24 protein-coding genes, 1 tRNA gene and 3 rRNA genes are annotated in these 26326 nt (G+C 53.7%); 12 read left to right on the forward strand and 16 right to left on the reverse strand.

All coding sequences use genetic code 11. The features are described 5' to 3' along the window. Positions 1-5: 5 nt before the first annotated feature. Complete coding sequence (gene def / locus PU624_RS06100) at positions 6-518, reverse strand: peptide deformylase (RefSeq protein WP_013359230.1); 513 nt, start codon at positions 516-518, stop codon at positions 6-8. A gap of 115 nt (positions 519-633) precedes the next feature. Between def and dprA the strand changes: the two genes are divergently transcribed. From dprA to PU624_RS06130, 6 genes are read left to right on the forward strand one after another with little or no spacing between them, the layout of a single operon-like run. Further along, the gene (gene dprA / locus PU624_RS06105) at positions 634-1758 is read left to right on the forward strand and encodes a DNA-protecting protein DprA (protein ID WP_283546949.1); all 1125 of its coding nucleotides are present in this window, start codon (positions 634-636) and stop codon (positions 1756-1758) included. After that, entirely contained in the window at positions 1730-2203 is a 474-nt protein-coding gene (smg, locus tag PU624_RS06110) for a DUF494 family protein Smg (RefSeq protein ID WP_013359228.1), read from the forward strand. Before dprA ends, smg begins: the two co-directional genes overlap by 29 nt. Positions 2204-2227: 24 nt before the next feature. Further along, the gene (locus PU624_RS06115) at positions 2228-2776 is read left to right on the forward strand and encodes a DNA topoisomerase family protein (protein WP_033734101.1); all 549 of its coding nucleotides are present in this window, start codon (positions 2228-2230) and stop codon (positions 2774-2776) included. Positions 2777-2779: 3 nt separating this feature from the next. Then, the gene (gene tsaC / locus PU624_RS06120; protein WP_283546950.1) at positions 2780-3352 is read left to right on the forward strand and encodes an L-threonylcarbamoyladenylate synthase type 1 TsaC; all 573 of its coding nucleotides are present in this window, start codon (positions 2780-2782) and stop codon (positions 3350-3352) included. Positions 3353-3355: 3 nt separating this feature from the next. Beyond that, positions 3356-4174 (forward strand): shikimate dehydrogenase, encoded by an 819-nt coding sequence (gene aroE / locus PU624_RS06125; RefSeq protein ID WP_283546951.1) that lies wholly within the window; start codon positions 3356-3358, stop codon positions 4172-4174. Beyond that, complete coding sequence (locus PU624_RS06130; protein ID WP_283546952.1) at positions 4171-4428, forward strand: DUF1488 family protein; 258 nt, start codon at positions 4171-4173, stop codon at positions 4426-4428. The genes aroE and PU624_RS06130 overlap by 4 nt, the downstream gene beginning before the upstream one ends. Here the strand turns inward: PU624_RS06130 and PU624_RS06135 are convergent. Next, the gene (locus PU624_RS06135) at positions 4395-4949 is read right to left on the reverse strand and encodes a gamma carbonic anhydrase family protein (protein ID WP_283547941.1); all 555 of its coding nucleotides are present in this window, start codon (positions 4947-4949) and stop codon (positions 4395-4397) included. The two genes, PU624_RS06130 and PU624_RS06135, sit on opposite strands and share 34 nt — an antisense overlap. 491 nt (positions 4950-5440) lie before the next feature. Between PU624_RS06135 and PU624_RS06140 the strand changes: the two genes are divergently transcribed. The 4 genes from PU624_RS06140 (at position 5441) to rrf (ending at position 10596) form a co-directional block, all read left to right on the forward strand. Beyond that, a 16S ribosomal RNA gene (locus PU624_RS06140) occupies positions 5441-6981 on the forward strand. Between the two features lie 88 nt (positions 6982-7069). Next, positions 7070-7144: transfer RNA gene (locus PU624_RS06145), tRNA-Glu, on the forward strand. Positions 7145-7374: 230 nt separating this feature from the next. Further along, positions 7375-10285 (forward strand): 23S ribosomal RNA (locus tag PU624_RS06150). 195 nt (positions 10286-10480) lie between these two features. After that, positions 10481-10596 (forward strand): 5S ribosomal RNA (rrf, locus tag PU624_RS06155). Together the 16S, 23S and 5S rRNA genes with 1 tRNA gene alongside form the textbook arrangement of a ribosomal RNA operon. Before the next feature lie 229 nt (positions 10597-10825). Here the strand turns inward: rrf and PU624_RS06160 are convergent. The 14 genes from PU624_RS06160 to msrP form a co-directional block, all read right to left on the reverse strand. Then, positions 10826-11587, reverse strand: a complete 762-nt coding sequence (locus PU624_RS06160) for an amino acid ABC transporter ATP-binding protein (protein ID WP_090966293.1) — start codon at positions 11585-11587, stop codon at positions 10826-10828. A gap of 8 nt (positions 11588-11595) precedes the next feature. Beyond that, positions 11596-12696, reverse strand: coding sequence for an amino acid ABC transporter permease (locus tag PU624_RS06165; RefSeq protein WP_283546953.1), 1101 nt, complete (start codon positions 12694-12696; stop codon positions 11596-11598). A 15-nt stretch (positions 12697-12711) separates the two neighbouring features. Next, complete coding sequence (locus tag PU624_RS06170; RefSeq protein ID WP_283546954.1) at positions 12712-13890, reverse strand: amino acid ABC transporter permease; 1179 nt, start codon at positions 13888-13890, stop codon at positions 12712-12714. A gap of 67 nt (positions 13891-13957) precedes the next feature. Beyond that, on the reverse strand, positions 13958-14983 hold the full coding sequence (locus PU624_RS06175; RefSeq protein ID WP_283546955.1) for an amino acid ABC transporter substrate-binding protein: 1026 nt from the start codon (positions 14981-14983) through the stop codon (positions 13958-13960). 544 nt (positions 14984-15527) lie between these two features. Beyond that, positions 15528-15824, reverse strand: a complete 297-nt coding sequence (fis, locus tag PU624_RS06180) for a DNA-binding transcriptional regulator Fis (protein WP_003855228.1) — start codon at positions 15822-15824, stop codon at positions 15528-15530. A gap of 23 nt (positions 15825-15847) precedes the next feature. After that, positions 15848-16813, reverse strand: coding sequence for a tRNA dihydrouridine synthase DusB (dusB, locus tag PU624_RS06185; RefSeq protein ID WP_008925814.1), 966 nt, complete (start codon positions 16811-16813; stop codon positions 15848-15850). A 367-nt stretch (positions 16814-17180) separates the two neighbouring features. Continuing rightward, entirely contained in the window at positions 17181-18062 is an 882-nt protein-coding gene (gene prmA, locus PU624_RS06190; RefSeq protein WP_283546956.1) for a 50S ribosomal protein L11 methyltransferase, read from the reverse strand. Positions 18063-18078: 16 nt separating this feature from the next. After that, the gene (panF, locus tag PU624_RS06195; RefSeq protein ID WP_283546957.1) at positions 18079-19524 is read right to left on the reverse strand and encodes a sodium/pantothenate symporter; all 1446 of its coding nucleotides are present in this window, start codon (positions 19522-19524) and stop codon (positions 18079-18081) included. Then, on the reverse strand, positions 19514-19756 hold the full coding sequence (locus PU624_RS06200) for a YhdT family protein (protein WP_283546958.1): 243 nt from the start codon (positions 19754-19756) through the stop codon (positions 19514-19516). The genes panF and PU624_RS06200 overlap by 11 nt, the downstream gene beginning before the upstream one ends. 72 nt (positions 19757-19828) lie before the next feature. Further along, a complete protein-coding gene (gene accC, locus PU624_RS06205; protein ID WP_136196658.1) occupies positions 19829-21178 on the reverse strand; it encodes an acetyl-CoA carboxylase biotin carboxylase subunit in 1350 nt (449 codons plus the stop codon). A gap of 11 nt (positions 21179-21189) precedes the next feature. Continuing rightward, on the reverse strand, positions 21190-21651 hold the full coding sequence (gene accB, locus PU624_RS06210) for an acetyl-CoA carboxylase biotin carboxyl carrier protein (RefSeq protein WP_283546959.1): 462 nt from the start codon (positions 21649-21651) through the stop codon (positions 21190-21192). Between the two features lie 25 nt (positions 21652-21676). After that, positions 21677-22129, reverse strand: a complete 453-nt coding sequence (gene aroQ, locus PU624_RS06215) for a type II 3-dehydroquinate dehydratase (protein ID WP_283547942.1) — start codon at positions 22127-22129, stop codon at positions 21677-21679. A gap of 232 nt (positions 22130-22361) precedes the next feature. Further along, positions 22362-22967: a protein-methionine-sulfoxide reductase heme-binding subunit MsrQ gene (gene msrQ, locus PU624_RS06220; protein ID WP_283546960.1), complete on the reverse strand. Its 606-nt coding sequence runs from the start codon at positions 22965-22967 to the stop codon at positions 22362-22364. Further along, on the reverse strand, positions 22968-23972 hold the full coding sequence (msrP, locus tag PU624_RS06225) for a protein-methionine-sulfoxide reductase catalytic subunit MsrP (protein WP_283546961.1): 1005 nt from the start codon (positions 23970-23972) through the stop codon (positions 22968-22970). A gap of 33 nt (positions 23973-24005) precedes the next feature. Here msrP and PU624_RS06230 point away from each other — a divergent pair, with 33 nt between their 5' ends. Together PU624_RS06230 and csrD are read left to right on the forward strand one after the other, a co-directional pair. Beyond that, positions 24006-24242 (forward strand): hypothetical protein, encoded by a 237-nt coding sequence (locus PU624_RS06230; RefSeq protein ID WP_283546962.1) that lies wholly within the window; start codon positions 24006-24008, stop codon positions 24240-24242. Positions 24243-24255: 13 nt separating this feature from the next. After that, the gene (csrD, locus tag PU624_RS06235; RefSeq protein ID WP_283546963.1) at positions 24256-26205 is read left to right on the forward strand and encodes an RNase E specificity factor CsrD; all 1950 of its coding nucleotides are present in this window, start codon (positions 24256-24258) and stop codon (positions 26203-26205) included. Positions 26206-26326 lie beyond the last annotated feature (121 nt).

The raw sequence follows: 26326 nt of genomic DNA on the forward strand, positions 1-26326 counted from the left end.
AGGTCTCAGGAAGCCTGCGCGTTCTGACGCGCCAGTTTCTCTAACTTTGTTTTGATTCGTTGCCGCTTCAGAGGCGACAGATAATCGATAAACAGTTTGCCTTCCAGATGATCGATCTCATGCTGGATACAGATAGCCAGTAACTCGCTGGCTTCCAGCTCGAAACTTTTACCGTCGCGATCAAGTGCGCGAACCTTTACCCGCTCAGCACGCGGAACAAATGCGCGCTGTTCCGGAATAGAGAGGCAACCCTCTTCAATACCGGTTTCGCCGCTTTTTTCCAGCAGCTCAGGGTTAATCAGTACTAAACGCTCTTCACGACTTTCAGAGACATCAATCACGATAATGCGCTGATGGATGTCGACCTGCGTAGCTGCAAGACCAATACCTTCTTCGGCGTACATCGTCTCGAACATATCATCGACGATACGCTGAATGTCTGCGTTAACTTCTTTAACGGGCGCGGCGACTTTGCGAAGACGCTCGTCAGGGAAATGTAATACCTGCAAAACTGACATAAATATCCAGATCTGTATTCGGTTAAGAAAAGATTACTGCCTCATATTGTAGACTTTTCGAGGGCTGATTGACAGCATTGTGCGGCAGGAAGCAAGGGCAATCAGGGAGCCGGAGATGGACAAAATAGCGCAGTATGTGCGGCTGGCAGCCGTCACGGGAATGACAGGAAAACGCTGGGTTGACGTGGCGCAACAGACTGGTGCCGAACCCGCGGACAGTGAGCAGCTTATCCGGCTTGGGTTAGACGCCAGTCAGCTGCAGCAATATTCTGATTTTGATGAGAAAAACATCGACGACGTGATTGCCTGGCTGGAGGCGAGTCCGGCGCATCATCTGGTGAGCGCTCTTGACGTAGCCTATCCTGCCCGGCTTAAAGAGACGAGTCGCTTTCCGCCGCTGCTTTATATTAATGGCGATCCTGCCGTGATCAGTACACCCCAGTTAGCAGTGGTGGGCAGCCGGAACTGTTCCCACAATGGCCGTTACTGGTGCGACTGGTTTACTCAGCAGTTGAGCCTTAGCGGTCTGACTATTACCAGCGGGCTGGCCCGGGGTATTGATGGCGTTGCGCATCGGGCTGCACTCAACGTGAACGGTAAAACGGTGGCGGTGTTAGGCAGTGGATTGCTGAGTCTCTATCCCAAAAATCATGCCTGCCTTGCCGCAGAGATCGCAGAGCAGGGTGGTGCGGTTATTTCTGAGTTTCCGCTGACAACTCAACCGCACCCGCTTAATTTTCCACGCCGTAATCGTATCATCAGCGGTCTGAGCCTTGGCGTGTTGGTGGTCGAAGCCTCGCTGAAGAGTGGCTCACTGGTAACGGCACGCTATGCGCTGGAGCAAAATCGCAATGTGTATGCCTTACCTGGCGCGCTCGGCAACCCGTTAAGCGAAGGCGTAAACTGGCTGATTCAGCAGGGGGCGCTGCTGGTGGCCCATCCCAATAACATTGTGGAAGATCTGGCAAGTGCACTTAACTGGCTGCCAGCGACTCAGGCCAGCGAAATTTATTCTGAGGTGAGTGACGATGCTCCATTGCCATTTGCTGATGTGTTGGCTAACGTAGGTGATGATGTTACACCTGTTGACGTTGTCGCTGAACGTGCCGGCCAATCTGTGCCAGTTATCTCAGCTCAGTTGCTGGAACTGGAGTTAGCAGGATGGATCGCAGCTGTACCCGGCGGCTATGTCCGATTGAGGAGGGCATGCCATGTTCGACGTACTGATGTATTTGTTTGAGACATATATCCACAACGAAGCAGAAATGGGTGTTGATCAGGACAGATTGACAGACGACCTGACGGATGCCGGGTTCCATCGTGAAGATGTTTATAGTGCGCTGAACTGGTTAGAAAGACTGGCTGACTATCAGGAAGGACTGGTAGAGCCAATTTTACTGACAAATGATCCGCTCTCCATGCGTATTTATACTGATGAAGAGAGCAAACGTTTAGATGCTGACAGCCGTGGCTTCCTGCTGTTCCTGGAGCAGATCCAGGTGCTGAACCTGGAAACCCGTGAAATGGTCATCGAACGTATCATGGCGCTGGATACCTCTGAGTTTGACCTGGAGGATCTCAAATGGGTGGTGCTGATGGTGTTGTTCAACATCCCGGGATGTGAAAATGCCTATCAGCAGATGGAAGAACTGCTATTCGACGCCAATGAAGGTATGCTGCATTAAATTTCCTTTCATGCATTGATCGCTATGAGTAAAGCTGCACTCTTCACCGTGCGTAAACAGGATCCCTGCCCCGCTTGCGGGGCAGAACTGGTTATCCGCTCCGGTAAACACGGTCCTTTTCTGGGCTGCGCGAACTACCCGGCTTGTGACTACATTCGACCTCTAAAAGGTCAGGCCGATGGCCATGTGGTTAAAGTGCTGGAAGGCCACGCCTGTCCCGAATGCGGTGCGGATAAAGTGTTGCGGCAGGGACGTTTTGGTATGTTCATTGGCTGTAGCCTCTATCCGGAATGCGGATACACCGAAACCATCGACAAGCCGGATGAAACCTCGCTGGCCTGCCCACAATGCCATGAAGGTCGCCTGGTTCAGCGGCGTTCCCGTTACGGCAAAACGTTTCACTCCTGCGATCGCTATCCAGCCTGTCAGTTTGTTGTGAATCTGACACCCGTTGCCGGAATCTGCCCTTATTGTGAGTATCCACTGTTAGTTGAAAAAAAGACCGCGCAGGGTGTGAAACGCTTCTGTGCCAGTAAGAGTTGTGGCAAAGCCATCGCTGAAGAGAATTCATAGACCATGGAAAATCAACACCTCGCCGATTCACTTGAAACCTGCTTAGAGCATCTGAATCGTCAGGCGGTCATCGCCTATCCTACTGAAGCCGTATTTGGTCTGGGTTGTGACCCTGACAGTGAATCTGCTGTCATGGCCTTGCTGGCGCTGAAACAGCGTCCGGTAGAAAAGGGGCTCATCCTGATTGCGGCTGATTACACCCAGCTTGAACCGTACATCTCCGCACGCGAACTGTCGGTGACTCAGCGTGAGCGGATGTTTGCATGCTGGCCAGGTCCGGTGACCTTTGTCGTCCCCGTTCCACCGCAAACGCCTCGCTGGCTCACCGGACAATTTGATTCACTGGCCATTCGCGTCAGTGATCATCCTGATGTGCAGGCCCTTTGCCGCGCATTCGGTAAACCGCTGGTTTCAACCAGCGCAAATCTGACTGGCTTGCCTCCCTGCCGCACGGCTGAAGAAGTGAAGCAGCAGTTTGGCGAGCACTTCCCGGTTCTGTCGGGAAAAACGGGTGGACGACTCAATCCTTCTGAAATCCGCGATGTCATCAGCGGCGAACTTATACGTCAGGGTTAATTCATGGATCAATTCGCCGTTTTCGGTAATCCGATCAGCCACAGTAAATCGCCGCTGATCCACCAGGCTTTCGCTGAGCAGACGAGTATTGAACATCGCTATGGCCGCATCTGTGCCCCGGTTGATGGTTTTCCCCAGGCACTCTCTGCCTTTTTCGAACAGGGAGGTCGTGGTGCCAACGTGACATTACCGTTTAAACAGCAGGCATGGGAATTTGCCGATCAGCTGAGTGAACGAGCTGCATTATCCGGCGCGGTTAACACGGTGAAAAAGCTCAGCGATGGGCAGATGCTGGGTGACAACACGGATGGAATTGGCCTGTTAAGCGATCTTGAACGGCTGAAGATGATCAACGCTGGCGATAATGTATTGCTGGCAGGGGCGGGCGGGGCCGCACGCGGTGTCATTCTGCCGTTGCTTTCAGCAGGTGTGACGCTGACCGTTGTCAATCGTACGGCCGCGCGTGCTGAAGAGCTGGCGAGCCTGTTTGGAAAGAGTGGTCCTGTCCGGGCATGTCGTTTTGAGCAGCTTACTGATCAGCACTTTGATCTCATCATCAATGCCACTTCAAGCGGTGTGAATGGAGAAACGCCTCCTTTACCTGCAGAAGTTATCCATCCTGATGTGCGCTGTTATGACATGTTTTACCAAAGCGGACTGACACCTTTCCTGCTCTGGTGTCAGGCGCAGGGCACTCAACATCTGGCCGATGGACTTGGGATGCTGGTGGGGCAGGCTGCTCATGCCTTCTATATATGGCACGGTGTGATGCCGGAAATCGCGCCGGTGATTGCTCAGCTTAAGCAGTCCATGCAGCCATGAATCAGGCGATACAGTTTCCTGATGAGGAAACCTATGACGCTGAACTGAATGCGGTCTGTTTTCCGGTGCTGGTTAACGGCATGCGGCTGAACTGTGCGATCAGCCGTGAGTCGCTGGTTTCACGTTTTGGTGAAGGGGAGGCGATGGCGCTGTTTCAGCACCATCGCTGGGATCTGGAAGATGAGGCCGAAGCGGCTATTCGTCAGGATGATGTGGATGCTCAGGGCTGGATCTGGTTATCCCCCGCCAGGTAATCATCTTTCCAGCTGACATAGTTATTAGCGGAATAACGTAAACCTTCCTTCTCACTGTCATTCAGCGGCCTGATCTGCTTCACCGGGCTACCCAGATAGAGATAGCCGCTCTCCAGCCTTTTACCTGGCGGCACCAGACTCCCGGCACCAATCATCACCTCTTCTTCTACTATTACACCATCAAGCAGAATCGATCCCATTCCGACCAGCACGCGATCGCCAATGGTGCAGCCGTGCAGCATCGCTTTGTGTCCGACCGTGACGTCCTCGCCAATAATAAGCGGGAAGCCTTGTGGATTAGATGCAGACTTATGTGTGACGTGCAGAACGCTGCCGTCCTGCACATTAGTGCGGGCACCAATCCGCACCTGATTCACGTCACCCCTGATCGCAACCAGCGGCCAGATGCTCACGTCATCCTCCATAATCACATCACCAACGACGACACTGCTGGGATCGACCATAACGCGCTGGCCAGTTTGCGGGAATAGATCTTTATAAGGGCGTAAGGCGGAAGTCATCATGTTCTCCTTTGTTCTGTTTTCACTGCAGCCTGATGCGATTTTAGCCAGCTGACAAGCCAATTCTGAACCGGATCGGTGGCGATCTCATCAATCTGGATCATTTATAACCGTTCAGATAAAAGATCCTAAAAAAGGGTTGTGCTCTGAAACGGGATCCCTATAATGCGCCTCCATCGACACGGAACACCGGCAACGGGAAACGGGTTGAGAGGCACAGGAGACTGCGCCGCCGGAGAAAAACTTCTGAAATAGAGGTTGACTCTGCAGGAGGAAAGCGTAATATACGCCACCTCGCGACAGGACGCTAACGCACTGTTCGCACTGCTCTTTAACAATTTATCAGACAATCTGTGTGGGCACTCGCAGGATTGATATCAGCGTCTTAGGACGCAACAAAAATATCAAGTCTCACGAGTGAACACATAATGAAATTCATTATGACGTTTTACAGATGAGCACCGCTTAACTTGTTTAAGCAAATCAAACTTAAATTGAAGAGTTTGATCATGGCTCAGATTGAACGCTGGCGGCAGGCCTAACACATGCAAGTCGGACGGTAGCACAGAGAGCTTGCTCTTGGGTGACGAGTGGCGGACGGGTGAGTAATGTCTGGGGATCTGCCCGATAGAGGGGGATAACCACTGGAAACGGTGGCTAATACCGCATAACGTCGCAAGACCAAAGAGGGGGACCTTCGGGCCTCTCACTATCGGATGAACCCAGATGGGATTAGCTAGTAGGCGGGGTAATGGCCCACCTAGGCGACGATCCCTAGCTGGTCTGAGAGGATGACCAGCCACACTGGAACTGAGACACGGTCCAGACTCCTACGGGAGGCAGCAGTGGGGAATATTGCACAATGGGCGCAAGCCTGATGCAGCCATGCCGCGTGTATGAAGAAGGCCTTCGGGTTGTAAAGTACTTTCAGCGGGGAGGAAGGCGATGCGGTTAATAACCGTGTCGATTGACGTTACCCGCAGAAGAAGCACCGGCTAACTCCGTGCCAGCAGCCGCGGTAATACGGAGGGTGCAAGCGTTAATCGGAATTACTGGGCGTAAAGCGCACGCAGGCGGTCTGTTAAGTCAGATGTGAAATCCCCGGGCTTAACCTGGGAACTGCATTTGAAACTGGCAGGCTTGAGTCTTGTAGAGGGGGGTAGAATTCCAGGTGTAGCGGTGAAATGCGTAGAGATCTGGAGGAATACCGGTGGCGAAGGCGGCCCCCTGGACAAAGACTGACGCTCAGGTGCGAAAGCGTGGGGAGCAAACAGGATTAGATACCCTGGTAGTCCACGCCGTAAACGATGTCGACTTGGAGGTTGTTCCCTTGAGGAGTGGCTTCCGGAGCTAACGCGTTAAGTCGACCGCCTGGGGAGTACGGCCGCAAGGTTAAAACTCAAATGAATTGACGGGGGCCCGCACAAGCGGTGGAGCATGTGGTTTAATTCGATGCAACGCGAAGAACCTTACCTACTCTTGACATCCAGCGAATTCGGCAGAGATGCCTTAGTGCCTTCGGGAACGCTGAGACAGGTGCTGCATGGCTGTCGTCAGCTCGTGTTGTGAAATGTTGGGTTAAGTCCCGCAACGAGCGCAACCCTTATCCTTTGTTGCCAGCGAGTCATGTCGGGAACTCAAAGGAGACTGCCGGTGATAAACCGGAGGAAGGTGGGGATGACGTCAAGTCATCATGGCCCTTACGAGTAGGGCTACACACGTGCTACAATGGCGCATACAAAGAGAAGCGACCTCGCGAGAGCAAGCGGACCTCACAAAGTGCGTCGTAGTCCGGATCGGAGTCTGCAACTCGACTCCGTGAAGTCGGAATCGCTAGTAATCGTGGATCAGAATGCCACGGTGAATACGTTCCCGGGCCTTGTACACACCGCCCGTCACACCATGGGAGTGGGTTGCAAAAGAAGTAGGTAGCTTAACCTTCGGGAGGGCGCTTACCACTTTGTGATTCATGACTGGGGTGAAGTCGTAACAAGGTAACCGTAGGGGAACCTGCGGTTGGATCACCTCCTTACCTGAAGATACCTTCCCGCGCAGTGTCCACACAGATTGTCTGATAAAAAGTAATGAGCAGGACGGCTGCGAAGTCGTGACACAATTGTGTCCCCTTCGTCTAGCGGTTAGGACTCCGCCCTTTCACGGCGGCAACAGGGGTTCGAATCCCCTAGGGGACGCCACCTGCTTGGTGACAGGTGAAAGGTGTCTCCATACAGTATCTCAAAACCGATTTGGTTGCGTAAGCAGCCGGGCCGCGTTTGAGATATTTGCTCTTTAACAATCCGGAACAAGCTGAAAATTGAAACGACATGTCGTTTTCATTCTCCGTAATAAGAATGAAAAACGCGATATGTTCGAGTCTCTCAAATGCTTGCAACACGCAGCGTTGTAAAACGCCTGTGGGTTGTGAGGTTAAGCGACTAAGCGTACACGGTGGATGCCCAGGCAGTCAGAGGCGATGAAGGACGTGCTAATCTGCGTAAAGCGACGGTAAGGTGATATGAACCGCTACAGCCGTCGATGTCCGAATGGGGAAACCCGGTGCACTCTGTGCATCATTGCAGCATGAATACATAGTGCTGCAAGGCGAACCGGGGGAACTGAAACATCTAAGTACCCCGAGGAAAAGAAATCAACCGAGATTCCCCCAGTAGCGGCGAGCGAACGGGGAGCAGCCCAGAGCCTGAATCAGCTTGTGTGTTAGTGGAAGCGTCTGGAAAGTCGCAGGGTACAGGGTGATACTCCCGTACACAAAAACACACATGCTGTGAGCTCGATGAGTAAGGCGGGACACGTGGTATCCTGTCTGAATATGGGGGGACCATCCTCCAAGGCTAAATACTCCTGACTGACCGATAGTGAACCAGTACCGTGAGGGAAAGGCGAAAAGAACCCCGGCGAGGGGAGTGAAACAGAACCTGAAACCGTGTACGTACAAGCAGTGGGAGCCTTGATTTATCAGGGTGACTGCGTACCTTTTGTATAATGGGTCAGCGACTTATATTCTGTAGCAAGGTTAACCGTATAGGGGAGCCGCAGGGAAACCGAGTCTTAACTGGGCGTTAAGTTGCAGGGTATAGACCCGAAACCCGGTGATCTAGCCATGGGCAGGTTGAAGGTTGGGTAACACTAACTGGAGGACCGAACCGACTAATGTTGAAAAATTAGCGGATGACCTGTGGCTGGGGGTGAAAGGCCAATCAAACCGGGAGATAGCTGGTTCTCCCCGAAAGCTATTTAGGTAGCGCCTCGTGAACTCATCTTCGGGGGTAGAGCACTGTTTCGGCTAGGGGGCCATCCCGGCTTACCAACCCGATGCAAACTGCGAATACCGAAGAATGTTATCACGGGAGACACACGGCGGGTGCTAACGTCCGTCGTGAAGAGGGAAACAACCCAGACCGCCAGCTAAGGTCCCAAAGTCATGGTTAAGTGGGAAACGATGTGGGAAGGCACAGACAGCCAGGATGTTGGCTTAGAAGCAGCCATCATTTAAAGAAAGCGTAATAGCTCACTGGTCGAGTCGGCCTGCGCGGAAGATGTAACGGGGCTAAACCATGCACCGAAGCTGCGGCAGCGACGCTTAGGCGTTGTTGGGTAGGGGAGCGTTCTGTAAGCCGTCGAAGGTGGCCTGTGAGGGCTGCTGGAGGTATCAGAAGTGCGAATGCTGACATAAGTAACGATAAAGCGGGTGAAAAGCCCGCTCGCCGGAAGACCAAGGGTTCCTGTTCAACGTTAATCGGAGCAGGGTGAGTCGACCCCTAAGGCGAGGCCGAAAGGCGTAGTCGATGGGAAACAGGTTAATATTCCTGTACTCGGTGTTACTGCGAAGGGGGGACGGAGAAGGCTATATCAGCCGGGCGACGGTTGTCCCGGTTTAAGCGTGTAGGCGGAGAGTTTAGGTAAATCCGGACTCTTGTTAACGCTGAGGCGTGACGACGAGGCACTACGGTGCTGAAGTGATAAATGCCCAGCTTCCAGGAAAAGCCTCTAAGCATCAGGTAACACAGAATCGTACCCCAAACCGACACAGGTGGTCAGGTAGAGAATACCAAGGCGCTTGAGAGAACTCGGGTGAAGGAACTAGGCAAAATGGTGCCGTAACTTCGGGAGAAGGCACGCTGGCGCGTAGGTGGAGGGACTTGCTCCCCGAGCTGAAGCCAGTCGAAGATACCAGCTGGCTGCAACTGTTTATTAAAAACACAGCACTGTGCAAACACGAAAGTGGACGTATACGGTGTGACGCCTGCCCGGTGCCGGAAGGTTAATTGATGGGGTTATCCGCAAGGAGAAGCTCTTGATCGAAGCCCCGGTAAACGGCGGCCGTAACTATAACGGTCCTAAGGTAGCGAAATTCCTTGTCGGGTAAGTTCCGACCTGCACGAATGGCGTAATGATGGCCAGGCTGTCTCCACCCGAGACTCAGTGAAATTGAACTCGCTGTGAAGATGCAGTGTACCCGCGGCAAGACGGAAAGACCCCGTGAACCTTTACTACAGCTTGACACTGAACATTGAGCCTTGATGTGTAGGATAGGTGGGAGGCTTTGAAGCGCGGACGCCAGTTCGCGTGGAGCCAACCTTGAAATACCACCCTTTAATGTTTGATGTTCTAACGTAGGCCCGTAATCCGGGCTGCGGACAGTGTCTGGTGGGTAGTTTGACTGGGGCGGTCTCCTCCTAAAGAGTAACGGAGGAGCACGAAGGTCAGCTAATCACGGTCGGACATCGTGAGGTTAGTGCAATGGCATAAGCTGGCTTGACTGCGAGAGTGACGGCTCGAGCAGGTGCGAAAGCAGGTCATAGTGATCCGGTGGTTCTGAATGGAAGGGCCATCGCTCAACGGATAAAAGGTACTCCGGGGATAACAGGCTGATACCGCCCAAGAGTTCATATCGACGGCGGTGTTTGGCACCTCGATGTCGGCTCATCACATCCTGGGGCTGAAGTAGGTCCCAAGGGTACGGCTGTTCGCCGTTTAAAGTGGTACGCGAGCTGGGTTTAGAACGTCGTGAGACAGTTCGGTCCCTATCTGCCGTGGGCGCTGGAGAATTGAGGGGGGTTGCTCCTAGTACGAGAGGACCGGAGTGAACGCACCACTGGTGTTCGGGTTGTCATGCCAATGGCATTGCCCGGTAGCTAAGTGCGGAAAAGATAAGTGCTGAAAGCATCTAAGCACGAAACTTGCCCCGAGATGAGTTCTCCCTGACTCCTTTGAGAGTCCTGAAGGGACGTTGAAGACTACGACGTTGATAGGCCGGGTGTGTAAGCGCAGCGATGCGTTGAGCTAACCGGTACTAATGACCCGTGAGGCTTAACCTTACAACGCCAGAGGCGTTTTTGAGAGACACGATTTTCAGCTTGTGACGGATAAAATTAGCGGAAACGAAAGATTCTGTGCTGATGCAAGGCGGCCAGTGCCGCAGCGGAAGGAGCATACTGAAGTATGTGACTGAGGCTGCAAGCGCAGGTAACGCAGGAGCAGCGCAGAAGATTCGTTTCGTGCACCAAGATTTGCCTGGCGGCTGTAGCGCGGTGGTCCCACCTGACCCCATGCCGAACTCAGAAGTGAAACGCCGTAGCGCCGATGGTAGTGTGGGGTCTCCCCATGCGAGAGTAGGGAACTGCCAGGCATCAAATAAGAGAGAGCCCTTCGCGTATGCGAAGGGCTTTTTTCGTTGTGGCAATCTGACAATGTGACAATCCGCAATAAAACGCCCTCGTATCAGCCCGCTTTCCGGTGCTTTCATCACCGCACCGCACCGCACCGCACTGCATCGGCTCAACCAGCTCATTGCGCCTGAGGTTCAGGCAATAAAAAACCCGGCACCAGGCCGGGTAGTAAGATAACTGCGTGGGAAATCAGTGAATAACCTGCGATAAAAATGCCCGGGTGCGCTCCGATTTAGGATTAGCAAAGAACTCCTGCGGTGGCGCAACTTCGACGATCTCACCCCGATCCATAAAGATCACCCTGTCAGCCACGGTTCGGGCAAAGCCCATCTCGTGGGTAACGCACAGCATGGTCATCCCATCCTCAGCCAGGCCAATCATTGTATCCAGCACCTCTTTAACCATCTCAGGATCCAGCGCTGACGTTGGCTCATCAAACAGCATAATTTTAGGTTTCATACAGAGTGAACGGGCGATGGCGACACGTTGCTGCTGTCCGCCAGAGAGCTGACCCGGAAACTTATGCGCATGCTCAGCAATACGCACGCGTTCCAGATAGTGCATAGCCAGTTCATCCGCTTCTTTCTTAGGGATCTTTCTCACCCACGAGGGTGCCAGCGTACAGTTCTGCAATACAGTCAGATGCGGGAAGAGATTAAAGTGCTGGAATACCATGCCGACTTCGGTGCGCACACGCTCAATGTTACGCACGTCATCGTTAAGGTGGATACCGTCAACAACAATGCGGCCCTGCTGATGCTCTTCCAGATGGTTGATACAGCGGATCGTCGTCGATTTGCCGGAACCGGAAGGTCCGCAGAGTACGATGCGTTCACGGGGTTTAACCTGCAGGTTGATGTCTTTCAGTACGTGGAACTGCCCGTACCATTTATTCACGTTCTCAAGGGAGATCATCAACGCGTCGGAAGAGTGTGTCATAGAGTCTGTCATGTAAAACCTCAGTGCGATGTACGCCCGGTGTGAAAGCGCTTTTCCAGATACTGGCTGTAGCGCGACATGCTAAAACAGAAGATCCAATAGACCAGTGCAGCAAAGACATAACCTTCAGTCGACATACCCAGCCAGGCCGGATCGACCGTTGCCTGCTGGACGCTGCTGAACAGATCGAAAAGACCAATGATGATGACCAGACTGGTATCTTTGAACAGTGCAATGATGGTGTTAACCAGGCCGGGAATGGTGAGCTTCAGCGCCTGCGGCAGGATTACAAGCATCTGCGTCTTCCAGTAGCCCAGCGCCAGAGACTCGGCCGCTTCATACTGACCTTTCGGCAGTGCCTGCAGGCCACCACGAACCACCTCGGCCACATAGGCAGACTGGAACAGAATGACGCCCACCAGTGCGCGCACCAGTTTGTCGATGTTAGTGCCTTCAGACATAAACAGCGGCAGCATCACGGATGACATAAACAGCACGGTAATCAGCGGCACGCCTCGCCAGAACTCGATAAAGATAATCGACAGCGTACGTACCACCGGCATACGTGAGCGACGGCCAAGCGCCAGCAAAATACCCAGCGGCAGCGCACCGGCAATACCGACCGACGCGATAATCAGCGTCAGCGTTAATCCACCCCACTGACGTGTTTCGACACGCTCCAGTCCCAGGTAGCCGCCATAGAGCAGGAACCAGACAATCACCGGATAGATGATGGCCCAGGCCGCAATGTAGCGACCCCGGTACGGCAGGCTCTTAAGGAACATCGGCACAATCGACAGCAGGCCAATCACCAGCGCCAGGTTAATACGCCAGCGCAGCTCATGCGGATAGAGTCCATACATGAACTGGCCGAAACGCGCATGGATAAAGACCCAACAGGCGCCTTCTTTGGTGCAATCGGCGCGCGTGGTGCCAATCCAGTTTGCCTGAAAGACCAGCCAGTTCAGCGCGGGCGGAATGACGTGCCAGATTACCCAGATGCAGAACAACGTCAGTAACGTGTTAAACCAGCTGGAAAACAGATTTTTACGAGCCCAAAGCCAGGCGCGACTGACAGGAGTCGTCGGGACGGGGGGCGTTTCATGCGTAGTCACAGACATAGTTATCCCGTTCTCTTAACGCTCAACAAGCGCAATTTTGCGGTTGTAGAAGTTCATAAGCATCGATATCAGCAGACTGATAATCAGGTAAACGCCCATCGTGATCGCAATCGTCTCAATCGCCTGACCGGTCTGATTCAGTACCGACCCGGCAAACAGCGACACCATATCGGGATAACCGATAGCGGCGGCCAGTGAGGAGTTCTTCACGATGTTAAGATACTGGCTGGTCAGCGGCGGAATAATGACGCGCATGGCCTGAGGAATAATGACCTGACGCAGCGTAACCGGATTAGGCAGACCCAGCGATCGTGCGGCTTCGTGCTGACCATGCGGCACCGACTGAATCCCGGAACGGATCACTTCAGCAATAAACGACGAGGTGTAGATAGACAGTGCCAGCGTCAGTGCTGCCAGCTCCGGTATCATCACCGAGCCGCCCCGGAAGTTGAATCCATGCAGTTGTGGCACATCCCAGTGCATGGCTGCGCCAAACCCAAGATGCGCCAGCAAAGGAAACAGAATCAGCATCCCAATGGCAGCGGGCCAGGTGCGACGTAACTCACCGGTTTTCAGCTGGTGCTGGCGGTTAAAGCGGTACAGTCCATAGCTCACCGCCGCGGCCAGAAGCACCGCGATCACAAACGGCCAGCTGCCCGGTGCATAGGTCGGCCACGGAACATAGAGCCCGCGATTGCTGACATAAGCCAGATCGAATGCATTCAGCGCCTGACGGGGGCCCGGCAGATTGCGTAATACTGCGAAGTACCAGAAGAAAATTTGAAGCAGGGGCGGGATATTACGGAAGGTTTCGATATAGATATTCGAGAGCTTGCGCAGCAGCCAGTTATCAGAAAGGCGGGCAAGACCGACCGCGAATCCGAGAATCGACGCGAAAACAATACAGAGTGCAGAGACCAGCAGCGTGTTGGTTAATCCGACCAGAAACACGCGCGCGTAGGTATCTCCTTCTGTGTACTCGATAAGATGCTGAACGATGCCGAAACCGGCCGTACGTTCAAGAAATCCAAACCCCGATGTAATGCCGCGATTGGCAAGGTTGATAATGGTGTTGTGCACCAGATAACCCACCACACCAAGCACAGCGACGACGGCTATGAGCTGATAAATCCAGGCGCGAACCGTGGGATTACCAAATGAAAAATCCCTTTTCACGGTTGGGCGTTGTGACATGTTGAAACCTCAATACGAAAGCTGGGGTAGGGCACCGCAGAATACGGTGCCCGATTGGTGAGGTCTGTTAACGTACCGGTGGTGCGTACTGAATCCCGCCCTGGTTCCACAACGCATTCTGACCGCGTGCGATTTTCAGTGCGCTGTCTTTACCGACGTTACGGTCAAAGCTTTCCTGATAGTTACCTACCTGCTTGACGATGTTGTAGGCCCACTTGTTATCCAGCTTCAGATCTTTACCAAAATCACCTTCAGCACCCAGGAAGTGTGCCATGTCTGGATTGGTTGGCTTGGCTGTCATCTGGTCAACGTTCTTCGAGTTGATCCCCATCTCTTCCGCATTCAGCATGGCGTAGAGCGACCATTTAACGATGGTGAACCAGTCATCATCACCACGACGCACCAGCGGTCCCAGCGGCTCTTTGGAGATGACTTCTGGCAGGACGATAAACTCGTCAGGTTTGCCGAGCTTAATGCGCAGTGCGTAGAGCTGAGACTGGTCAGATGCCAGCGTATCGCAGCGGCCGCTATCCAGCGCCTTAGCAGATTCATCAGAACGGTCAAAGGTCACCGGCGTGTATTGCATTTTGTTGGCTTTGAAAAAGTCCGCCACGTTCAGCTCGGTATCGGTACCCGCCTGGATACAGACCGTCGCGCCATCCAGCTCTTTCGCACTTTTCAGGCCGGCTTTCTGGTGAGTCAGGAAGCCGATACCGTCGTAATAGTTCACGCCCGCAAACAGGAAGCCCATGCCGCCATCGCGCGATGAGGTCCAGGTGGTATTACGTGAAAGCACATCCACTTCGCCTGACTGCAGGGCGGTAAAACGCTCTTTCGCAGTCAGCGGGGTATATTTCACTTTGGTCGCATCGCCAAACACAGCCGCAGCCGTCGCACGACACACATCCACATCGATACCGGTAAACTTGCCGCCAGCATCTGCATAGGAGAAGCCCGGCAGGCCATCACTGATACCACATTGAACAAAACCTTTTTTCTTTATCGCATCCAGTGTGGTGCCTGCGTGTGCTTGCTGTGCAATACCAACCAGCGAGGCGGCAGCGATCAGCGTAGAGAGCATCATCTTTTTCATAAAGCATCCTGTGTGGCGGGATCATGTTGTTATGTTTGCGCACTTTAGTGTGCGTTTTTTCCTGTCTGTGGCGGTCAGCCATCCACGACTCTGCAAAGCTGATGCCAGGTTTGCAGAATCCTGAATTCGTATGAAAGAACGGTTAATAATCGGAAGCACTTAGAAAGTTCCGCTAATATGGCGCACCAAAAGGAAGCAAAGCGAGTCGACCCGATCACATTTAGTGCAAATAGTTTCACTATATAGGAGCAGTGTGAGCGCTCGCTCAGGCAGGAATGTATGAAGAGATTGCGTTGCTATTAAATGCGCAGAAAGTCACATACCCAGCAGTGGTGGGATGTACAGCGCGGCGACAGAGCGGATAAGCATTAAGTCAAATCAGAGCGGACGAAAGCGAGAGGGCGAAATATCACGCCAGCGATTGCAACTATAGTTACCATATTGCAGGAAAGTGTTTCACTATTTTTGTCGTGACTTTGTGCGACGATGCACAAATAAAAACGCCAGCCCGAAGGCTGGCGTAATTAACAGACAGAACTAAAAATCAGTTCATGCCGTATTTTTTCAATTTCTTACGCAGCGTACCGCGGTTGATACCCATCATCAGGGCAGCACGGGTCTGGTTGCCACGGGTATACTGCATCACCATGTCCAACAGAGGCTGCTCGACTTCAGCCAAAACCAGCTCATACAGGTCGCTCACATCCTGACCATTCAGTTGAGCAAAATAGTTCTTCAGTGCCTGTTTAACCGAATCACGCAAAGGTTTTTGAGTTACCTGATCCTGTGAGTTAACGGTAGAAACGGTCAGTACGTCAGAATTTACGCGTTGTTCGAACATAGTTCTTTCAGCTCTTTATTTCGTTACGCAAGATTTTCGAAGTATGCCTCCAACGCCTCCAGCTGTTCGCTGGCATCCTCAATGGCGTTGAATGTGCGCCGAAACTGGTCATTCGGGGCGTGCTCCTGCAGATACCAGGAGACGTGCTTTCGCGCTATACGGTATCCCTTGCCTGAACCGTAAAAGTCGTGCAGCTCACGTATATGCGAAACAAGCAAGCGCTTGACCTCTGCCATCGGCAGCGGGGCAAGCAACTCCCCAGTGTCCAGATAATGCTGGATTTCCCGGAAGATCCACGGTCTTCCCTGAGCAGCGCGTCCTATCATCAGAGCATCGGCCCCTGTATAGTCGAGCACCGCTCTGGCTTTATGCGGGTCAGTTATGTCTCCATTCGCGATAATCGGAATGGAGACACTCTGCTTAACTGTCCGAATGCTGTCATATTCAGCTTCTCCGTTGAACAGGCAGGCACGAGTGCGACCATGTATCGTCAGAGCCTGTATACCGCAGCGTTCAGCCAATTGGGCAATCGCGACACAGTTCCTGTTTTCAGGATCCCAGCCAGTACGAATTTTCAGCGTAACCGGCACATTCACTGCATTAACCACTGCGGAGAGAATGGACTCCACCACGGTGGGATATTGCAGCAAGGCTGAACCCGCCATCTTGCGGTTAACCTTCTTGGCAGGGCATCCCATATTAATGTCGATGACCTGTGCACCAGCCTCAACATTAATGCGTGCAGCTTGCGCCATTTCACTGGGATCGCAACCGGCAATTTGCACGGCGCGAATACCTGGCTCATCACTGTGAACCATACGTAATCGGGATTTGTCGCTAGCCCACACTTCCGGGTTAGAAGACAACATCTCAGAAACTGCCATGCCTGCACCCATTTCGTGACACAGCGCCCTGAACGGCCTGTCGGTAATACCGGCCATCGGTGCTGCAATCAGTCGATTTCTCAGCTGGAGGTTTCCAATACGCATGAAGTCAGAATGGCCATACTGTGTCTGCAAGGCGGCGTATATTACGCATTTTTGCCGGAAGATGAAAGGCCAAACTTTGAACAATCAGCAAGAAAGATCAATGAAATCCGGGTGATGATCGGGAGGAGTTATTATTGTTGTTATATATCAATGCGTTAATAGTTTATGCTGAAATTGTGAGCAAAAGTTTTTCCAGAAAAGTACGCCGATTAGCCAGATAAAAAACGTCACATGCCGTGATTAACGATACAAGCATCCATTTCAGATCGGAAAAGCCCGCAGCTTACGCTACGGGCTGGCTTAATCGTCTGTTAAGACACTTTGTGCCCGGCAGAGTCATATCAGAAAGGAGAGACAGGCGCTAAATTCAGGATTTAATCCCGGTAATCCGGCACCACTCCTCTTTCACCGCCACCGGGTCAAGCGTGAACTCATTAACATACGCTTCGCAGACGCTCTCCGCCTGGCTCTCTAACACGCCCGACAGGCCCAGATGGCCGCCAGACTTCGGCAGCACGCTGATCAGCGGGGCCAGTTCACGTAGTGGGCCGGCCAGAATATTGGCGACCACCACATCGGCCTGCAGATTGTCGGGTTGCTGGTGGGGCAGGTAGAGCGACAGGCGATCCGAGACGCCGTTGCGCTCAGCATTATCCCGGCTGGCCTGAATGGCCTGCGGATCGATATCAATACCAATCGCCTGAGACGCACCCAGCTTCAGTGCGGCGATCGCCAGGATCCCGGAGCCACAGCCAAAATCGATCACCGTTTTGCCTTCCAGATCCAGGCCATCAAGCCAGGTCAGGCAGAGCGAGGTGGTGGGATGGGTGCCGGTGCCGAATGCCAGGCCCGGATCGAGCATCACGTTGACGGCATCCGGATCCGGCACGTCACGCCAGCTTGGGCAGATCCAGAGACGCTCGCCGAAGCGCATCGGGTGGAAGTTTTCCATCCATTCGCGCTCCCAGTCTTTATCTTCGATCTGTTCGATCCGGTGACGAAAACCGGTGCCCAGCAGCGGATGCTGTTCCAGTTCGGCGGTAATGACGGCCATGTCAGTTTCGGCATCGAACAGGCCGATAACATCGGTATCGCCCCACAGGCGCGTTTCACCTGGCAGCGGCTCATACACCGGCGTGTCGTTGGTATCCTGAAAAGTCACTGAAACCGCACCGATGTCCATCAGCGCATCGCTCAGCGTCTCCGCGTGTGCACCTGAGCTGTTAATTTTGATTTGAATCCACGGCATAACGTCTCTCTTTCCGTCAGTGTTGCGGCGCGTCGACCGCTTGCGGCGCGCGTCCAAACAGGTTGCCCACTAAAAATGCCAGCAGGCTTAAAAGCAGTGAAGGCACGATGGGGTGAAAACCCAGAAGCTGCAGGTTAAGGCTCGCCATAAAAGCGTAACAGCCTCCCCCCACCACCATGCCAGTGATGGCCCCTGCGGCATTGGCGCGTTCCCAGTAGAGGCCCAGTACCAGCGGCCAGAGGAAAACCGCCTCAAGGCCGCCAAACGCCAGCAGGTTGAGCCAGATAATCATATCGGGCGGATTCCATGCCGCTATCAGCAGCAGGATACCCAGTGCGAAGGTAATGGTGCCAGATAACAGCCGCAGCCGCGTCTCATTTTCCAGCTGTTGCGGGGCGACGCGCAGATAGAGATCTTTGATCAGCGTAGCCGAAGCCTGTAACAGTTGAGCATTAATGGTCGACATGATCGCAGCCATCGGCGCTGCCAGAAACAGTCCGGCTGCTAACGGGGGCAGAACCGTAATCATCAGCGTCGGTATGACACTATCCGGCACCGTCAGATTCGGCAGCACCGCCCGGCCCAGCGCGCCGGCCAGATGCATGCCCAGCATCAGGATTACCACCACAATGGTGCCCAGAATAATGGCCCGATGGACGGCCTTGCTGTCTTTATAGGAGATACAGCGCACCGCAGTATGCGGCAGGCCAATCACCCCAAAGCAGACCAGCACGACAAACGAGCTGAGGAAGGTCGGTGTAATAATCTCGCCCGGCCCCTGAGGGGATAGCAAAGCAGGATCAATGTCATGCAGTTTCTGCACGGCCGTGCTGAGGCCGCCAGCCTGATGGATCACTGCGAACAGCAGCAGGAAGGTACCAATCAGCATCACGATGCCCTGCATCGCGTCATTGAGCACGCTGGCACGGAATCCGCCGAAAGCGGTATAGAGCGCGATAGTGCCGCCAAAAATCAGCAGACCCGTGTCATACGGAATGCCTGCGGCGGTTTCGAGCAGCCGCGCACCGCCAATAAACTGCACTGTCATGGCACCGATAAAGGCAATCAGCAGGCTCAGACTCGCCAGCCAGATCAGTAGCGGGCTCTGATAACGGGCATAGAGCATGTCATTCAGCGTCACCGCATTATGTTTACGCGCCAGAATGGCAAACTTTTTCCCCAGCACGCCCAGCGAGAGCCAGACGGCAGGCACCTGCACCATCGCCAGCAATACCCATCCCAGCCCATATTTGTAGGCGGCACCGGGACCGCCAATAAAGGAGCTGGCGCTGATATAGGTCGTGGTGAGCGTCATCGCCAGCACAAACCCGCCCATCGAGCGGCTGCCAAGGAAGTATTCAGTCAGGAAACTGCCTTCACGCCTTTTACGGACCGCAAAGACCGACAGCGCGGCAATCACGACCAGATAAATCAGTAACGGCAGGATAATTTCACTGTTCACTTTTATCCTCCAGCGGCATGTCGCGGAAAATGACCCGCACCATCATCCAGCACAGGAAAATGAACAACAGGGGAGCAAACAGACAGGAGAGTTCAAACCAGCGCGGCAGACCGGTGAACCCGATTTCGCTGCCACCCAGCCAGGCGGAGAGCCCCCAGGCAGCGAGCCAGAGCAGGGTGAGATAGAGCGACCAGCGCGCCTCTTTATGAGCCTGTATAAAACGAGCGTCCATGATTCAACCTTAACGCCAGCGGCAAAAGAAAAAGGCCGGATTAACCGGCCTCTGACTGACTCAGCGTTGCGATTACTTCTCGTGCAAGCCGAGTTTTTTCTCCAGATAGTGGATATTGGTTCCACCGTGCTGGAAGTTTTCGTCGGACATGATTTTCATCTGCAGTTCAACGTTGGTTTTGATACCGTCGATGATCAGTTCCGCCAGCGCATTTTTCATGCGGGCGATAGCCACGTCGCGCGATTCGCCATAGGTGATCAGTTTACCGATCATGGAATCGTAATAAGGCGGCACGGTGTAGCCTGAGTAAATATGCGACTCCCAGCGCACGCCAAAACCGCCTGGCGCGTGGAAGCGGGTGATTTTACCCGGGCTTGGCAGGAAGGTCACCGGATCTTCGGCGTTGATACGGCACTCGACCGCATGTCCGCGAATGATCACATCTTCCTGTTTGATCGACAGAGGCTGGCCCGCAGCAATGCGCAGCTGCTCTTTGATCAGGTCGACACCGGTGATCATCTCGGTCACAGGATGTTCTACCTGAATACGGGTGTTCATCTCAATGAAGTAGAACTCACCGTTTTCATACAGGAACTCAAAGGTGCCTGCGCCGCGGTAGCCGATCTCAATACAGGCCTGGGAACAGCGATTCCCGATAAAGCGACGCTGTTCTTCTGTGATGCCTGGGCCTGGTGCTTCTTCGACGACTTTCTGGTGACGACGCTGCATGGAGCAGTCACGTTCGCCCAGATAGATCGCGTTGCCCTGACCGTCGGCCAGTACCTGAATCTCGATGTGGCGCGGATTCTCCAGATACTTCTCCATGTAGACCATGTCGTTGTTGAAAGCCGCTTTGGCTTCCGCTTTCGTCATGTTGATGGATTCTTCCAGATCTTTGTCGCCACGCACTACGCGCATACCACGACCGCCGCCGCCGCCAGACGCTTTGATGATGACCGGATAACCGATGCGCTTAGCAAAGGCACGGTTTTTTTCCATATCATCGGTCAGCGAACCGTCAGAACCCGGTACAGTCGGGACGCCTGCTTTCTTCATCGCATTGATTGCAGAAACTTTGTCACCCATCAGGCGAATAGTGTCTGCTTTCGGGCCGATAAAGATAAAGCCGGAGCGCTCAACCTGCTCAGCGAAATCGGCATTCTCAGAGAGGAAGCCGTAGCCAGGGTGAATCGCCACCGCGCCGGTGATCTCTGCTGCAGAGATCAACGCCGGGATGTTGAGGTAACTTTTAACTGACTGCGCCGGGCCGATGCAGACGGTTTCGTCTGCCAGCAGCACGTGCTTCAGGTCTCGATCCGCGCTTGAGTGTACCGCAACAGTCTTGATGCCCAGTTCTTTACAGGCACGCAGAATGCGCAGTGCGATCTCACCACGGTTAGCAATAACAATTTTATCCAGCATGATCTGCCCCGTTACTCGATGATAACCAGTGGCTCGTCAAATTCGACCGGCTGACCGCTTTCAACCAGGATAGCTTTCACCACGCCTGATTTGTCAGCTTCGATCTGGTTCATCATTTTCATGGCTTCGACGATGCACAATGTATCGCCAGCATTCACTTTCTGGCCGACTTCCACAAAGGCTTTCGCATCCGGGCTCGGCGTACGGTAGAAGGTGCCTACCATTGGTGAACGCACGATGTGACCGCTGATCTCAGCCGGTGCCGCTTCGGCAACGGCTGTTACAGGGGCAACCGCTGTCGCAAGAGCAGGCTGTGGAGCTGGCGCAGCGTAAGCCTGCTGCATCATCGGGTAACCTGTGTTGACAGGTGCACGGCTGATGCGAACGGACTCTTCACCTTCGGAGATTTCCAGCTCAGAAATGCCAGACTCTTCAACCAGTTCGATCAGTTTTTTAATTTTACGAATATCCATGAGTGGGGTTCCGTACTCAGTTTGATTAATTAGATTGCGACAGGCGTTTTACTGCCGTTTGTAAAGCCCATGTGTAGCCGTCAGCGCCAAGCCCACAGATCACGCCAGCAGAAACATCAGAAAGATAGGAGTGATGGCGGAAGGGCTCGCGGGCATGCACATTTGAGAGATGAACCTCGATGAACGGTATTTCTACCGCCAGCAGGGCATCACGTAGTGCGACACTGGTATGGGTAAACGCGGCAGGATTAATGATGATGTAATCCACATTGCCTTTGGCCTCATGAATGCGATCAATCAGCTGAAATTCAGCATTGGTCTGCAGGTGGCTCAACTCCACATTCAGCTGGTCTGCCTGACGCGTCAAATCGTCTACGATCTGACGCAGCGTGGTATGACCATACTTCTCAGGTTCACGTGTTCCCAACAGATTCAGGTTGGGCCCGTTTAAAAGCAGAATATGTAATTTATGCGTCATCTTGCTGCCATCTCCCGCAATCATTGAGGCATCGCGTAAAATACCTTGCGAATCTTCATTTGTCACCTTTCAGGATGAAAAAGAAGAGCCGACGAGCAATAAAGCCGGGCATTATATCCGTTTCGTGTCATTTCGCAGCAAAATACTGGTCTTATCTGCGAAGATGATCGGATGTGGCCTGCGGGCCACATCTTTTATCAGAAAACAGCAGAGGAAAACAACGGGTGAAGCGCTAGCGGGGCCACCATTTGAGAAATTTTTTGTAACGCCACGCTAACAGTATCGCAGCAAGCAGGGCATAGATAAGTGGCTGGGGAGACAGGATTTTCACTGACCAGATATAGTGAATCGGCACCAGGATAGCGACAAGATAGACCGCGTTATGCAGGGTTTGCCAGCGCTTACCGAGCTTACGCTGCGCGCGCTGGAACGAGGTGACCGCCAGGGCCAGTAATATCAGCCAGCTGATAATCCCCAGTGTGAGATAAGGACGGGAGATCAGCTCGCTGCCCAGCAGACGCAGGTTGTCAGCACCCAGCTCCAGCAGGTAGTAGCTCAGCAGATGAATAGACGCCCAGACAAATGTCCAGACGCCGAGCAGACGACGGGTGCGGATTAACAGCGGCTGCCTGCCGTAACGTGCCAGCGGTGAGACCAGCAGCGTACCCAGCAGCAGTTTCAGCGCCATGCGGCCGGTAAAGTGCTGAATATCTTTTGCCGGGTCCGCGCTCAGGCCACCCTGCATCGCCGCAAGGATCAGATAAACCAGCGGCAACAGGGCCGCCAGATGCAGAATCACCTTGAGCCATGTGATCTGTTTTATCGACAGGCGGACCACTTAGTAATTCTCCCGTAAATCCATGCCACGGTAGAGCGACGCCACCTGTTCGGCATAGCCGTTAAACAGCAGCGTTGGCTGACGTTCGACCTTCAGACTGCCGCCAGGGCCAATAAACCGCTCCGTCGCCTGCGACCAGCGAGGGTGATTGACGTGCGGATTTACGTTGGCATAAAAGCCATATTCATCGGCGGCAATCTGGTTCCAGGTGGTTGGAGGCTGTTTGTCGGTCAGCGTGATTTTGACGATCGACTTAATGCCTTTGAAGCCATATTTCCACGGCACGGTCAGACGAATCGGCGCGCCATTCTGCGGCGGCAGCGCTTTGCCATAAACGCCGGTGGTGAGTATCGTCAGCGGATGCATCGCCTCATCCATACGCAAACCTTCGACATAGGGATAGTTGAGGCCGCCACCAATAAAGCGATCTTTCTGGCCCGGCATCTGCTCCGGATCGTAGAGCGTCTGGAAGGCGACAAAGCGCGCTTTGCTGGTGGGTTCCGCCAGCGAGAGCAGTTTATTCAGCTCAAAGCCTATCCAGGGCACTACCATCGACCACGCCTCTACACAGCGCATGCGATAGATTCGCTGCTCCATGGCAAAGCGTTTAAAGATGTCATCCATATCCAGCGTCACAGGCTTAGCCACTTCGCCATCAATGGTCAGTTTCCAGGGTTCCGTTTTCAGCGTACCCGCATTGGCCGCCGGATCGGCCTTATCCAGCCCGAACTCATAGAAGTTGTTATAGCCAGAAACTTTATCCGCCGGCGTTAAGGTCAGATCGGCCTGGTACTGCGCGGGTTTGGTAAAGTCCAGCGCCCGGCCTGCTGGTGCAGGAGGTCGGTCGTTGCCTTTGAACCAGCTGAGAATATCGGCATTCGCCACGCCCGGCATACCCATTGCCGCAGCGCTCAGTCCCAGCGTTTTCAGCACCTGGCGGCGCTTCATATTAAAAATGCTTTCCGGCGTTACGTCGGCTTCGGTCAGGCAGGGTATGCGTTTCATTGGGCTTCTCCAGACAGGATGTCATCATCCAGCATGATGACTATCGCTGATATCAGCCAGTTTCGCCGTGAAAATGTGAAATTTCCTGGCTGGCCATCCGATGAGAATGCACCGAAAAGTGTCGGGATTATCATCAGCGATGATTTCACGGGGATATACTTCGGCTTCATGCGTCCGGGCACTGTCGACAGCGGCAAATTATGCTATTTTGCTCGCGTTTTCGTCAGGCTGACGGTACAAGGTTGGGTGATCCGGTTATCACCGCAGTAATACAGGCACAGGGATGCGATTAACCACAAAATTATCTGCGTTTATTACCTTTTTAAGCTTGCTGGCAATGTCATTGATGCTGGCTGGCTGCGCATTCAGTGTTTTCTGGTTCAGTCATCAGCGGGTTGAACATCGGGCACAGGTACTGGCGACGGAGGTCGATCAGGCGATGTTTACCGAGACGCCAGCCGAGCTGCATAACTGGCTCATGCGTATGATGCCGATCATGAATGCTGAGCAGATCTCCCTTCACAACGGCAGACAGACTTTCCTTACCCTCTCCCGACACGAAAATCAGATGCTGGAAGACGAGCCCAATCGTTTTTTCCAGGTCGATGTGCCATTGATGCATCAGACCGGTTTACACCTGCGGGTCGTGACCCTTGATCCTGCTAAAACCTGGCTGCGATCCATCACCGGAACCTACACGCTGGGGATTCTGTTTAGCGTCATGCTGGTGATGAGTCTGGTGCTGCTGATGATGCATCGCTGGCTTAGTCGTCAGTGGCGTGGCATGGAGCATCTTGAAGTGCGTGCAGAGGCGATTATCAGCGGTGAGCGCGGGGTCGTGCCGAAGCGGGGCGTGGATGAGTGGCCACCCAGGGCGAGCCGCGCGATGGATGTATTGCTGGCGGATTTGCAGGAAGCGGGCGAACAGCGTCTGCGTATCGACACGCTGATCCGGACCTTTGCCGCACAGGATGGCCGCACCGGCCTCAACAACCGGCTCTTCTTTGATAACCAGCTCGCCACTCTGCTGGAGGATCAGGAGGATGTCGGCACGCACGGCGTGGTAATGATGGTACGCCTGCCCGATCTGGACACGCTGAAAGATGCGCTGGAGCCGGGGCTGGTGGAGGAATACCTGTTTAATTTCGTTAACATGCTCTCCACCTTTGTGCTGCGCTATCCCGGCGCCTTGCTGGCACGCTATTTCCGCAGTGATTTTGCCGTGTTGCTGCCGCATCGCAGCCTCAAAGAGGCAAACAGTATTGCCGACCAGCTGATTAATGCCGTCGATTCTCTGCCGCCGATGCGTATGGTGAACCGCGATGATCTGATCCATATCGGTATCAGTGCCTGGCACAGCGGACAGACCGTACCGCAGGTGATGGAAAATGCCGAAATGGCCACCCGACGTGCAGCACTATTAGGCGGCAACAACTGGACCAATGGTGCCGGAAATCCTCAGGATGCCGGACGGGGAAGTGTGCGCTGGCGAACCCTGCTGGAGAATACGCTCAGCCGGGGCGGTCCAAGGCTCTACCATAAACCCACCGTCAATATTGAGGGTAAGGTACAGCATCGGGTGATGCTGACCCGCATCTTCGACGGTGATAAAGAGGTGCTCGCTGCAGAGTACATGCCGCTGGTTCAGCAGCTCGGCATGGCGGATGCCTGGGACCGTCAGCTGATGACGCGCATCGCAGCACTTTCTGAACTCTGGCCGGAAGAGACGCTGGTCATCCCGGTGACGATTAACTCGCTCCTGCACCGCTCATTTGTACTCTGGCTACAGAACATGCTGCTGCAGTGCCCTAAATCACAAAGAAAACGATTTTTATTTGAACTTGCCGAGGCAGATGTTTGTCAACACATCAACCGCTTAGCGCCCGTATTCCGCGCACTGAAAGCGTTTGGCTGTCGGGTTGCGGTAAATCAGGCGGGACTGACCGTGGTCAGCAGCGCCTATATACGCCAGCTGCCGCTGGAACTGATCAAGCTGGATGCCGGGCTGGTGCGCAACATTGAGCGTCGGACCGAAAATCAGCTGTTTGTGCAGAGTCTGCTTGAAGTCTGTAAGTGCACAGGCATTCAGGTGTTTGCTACCGGCGTCCGCACAAAAGCGGAGTGGCAGACATTAGTGGCGCTGGGTGTAGCGGGCGGGCAGGGCGACTTTTTTGCCCCTTCGCTTCCGGTTAACAGTAACGTGAAGAAGTATTCTCAACGTTACCGTATTTAATGAATTTCCGTCGTTATGACGGAAAACTGCGGTTTTTTTTAATGTTTAGCCGCGTCCGGACCCCTGACCCTGAAGCCGGAAATGTTAGATTTTATGTCGGACAGGGCAAAGGGAAATCGCG

The organism is Pantoea sp. Lij88 (assembly GCF_030062155.1).
Classification (GTDB): domain Bacteria; phylum Pseudomonadota; class Gammaproteobacteria; order Enterobacterales; family Enterobacteriaceae; genus Pantoea.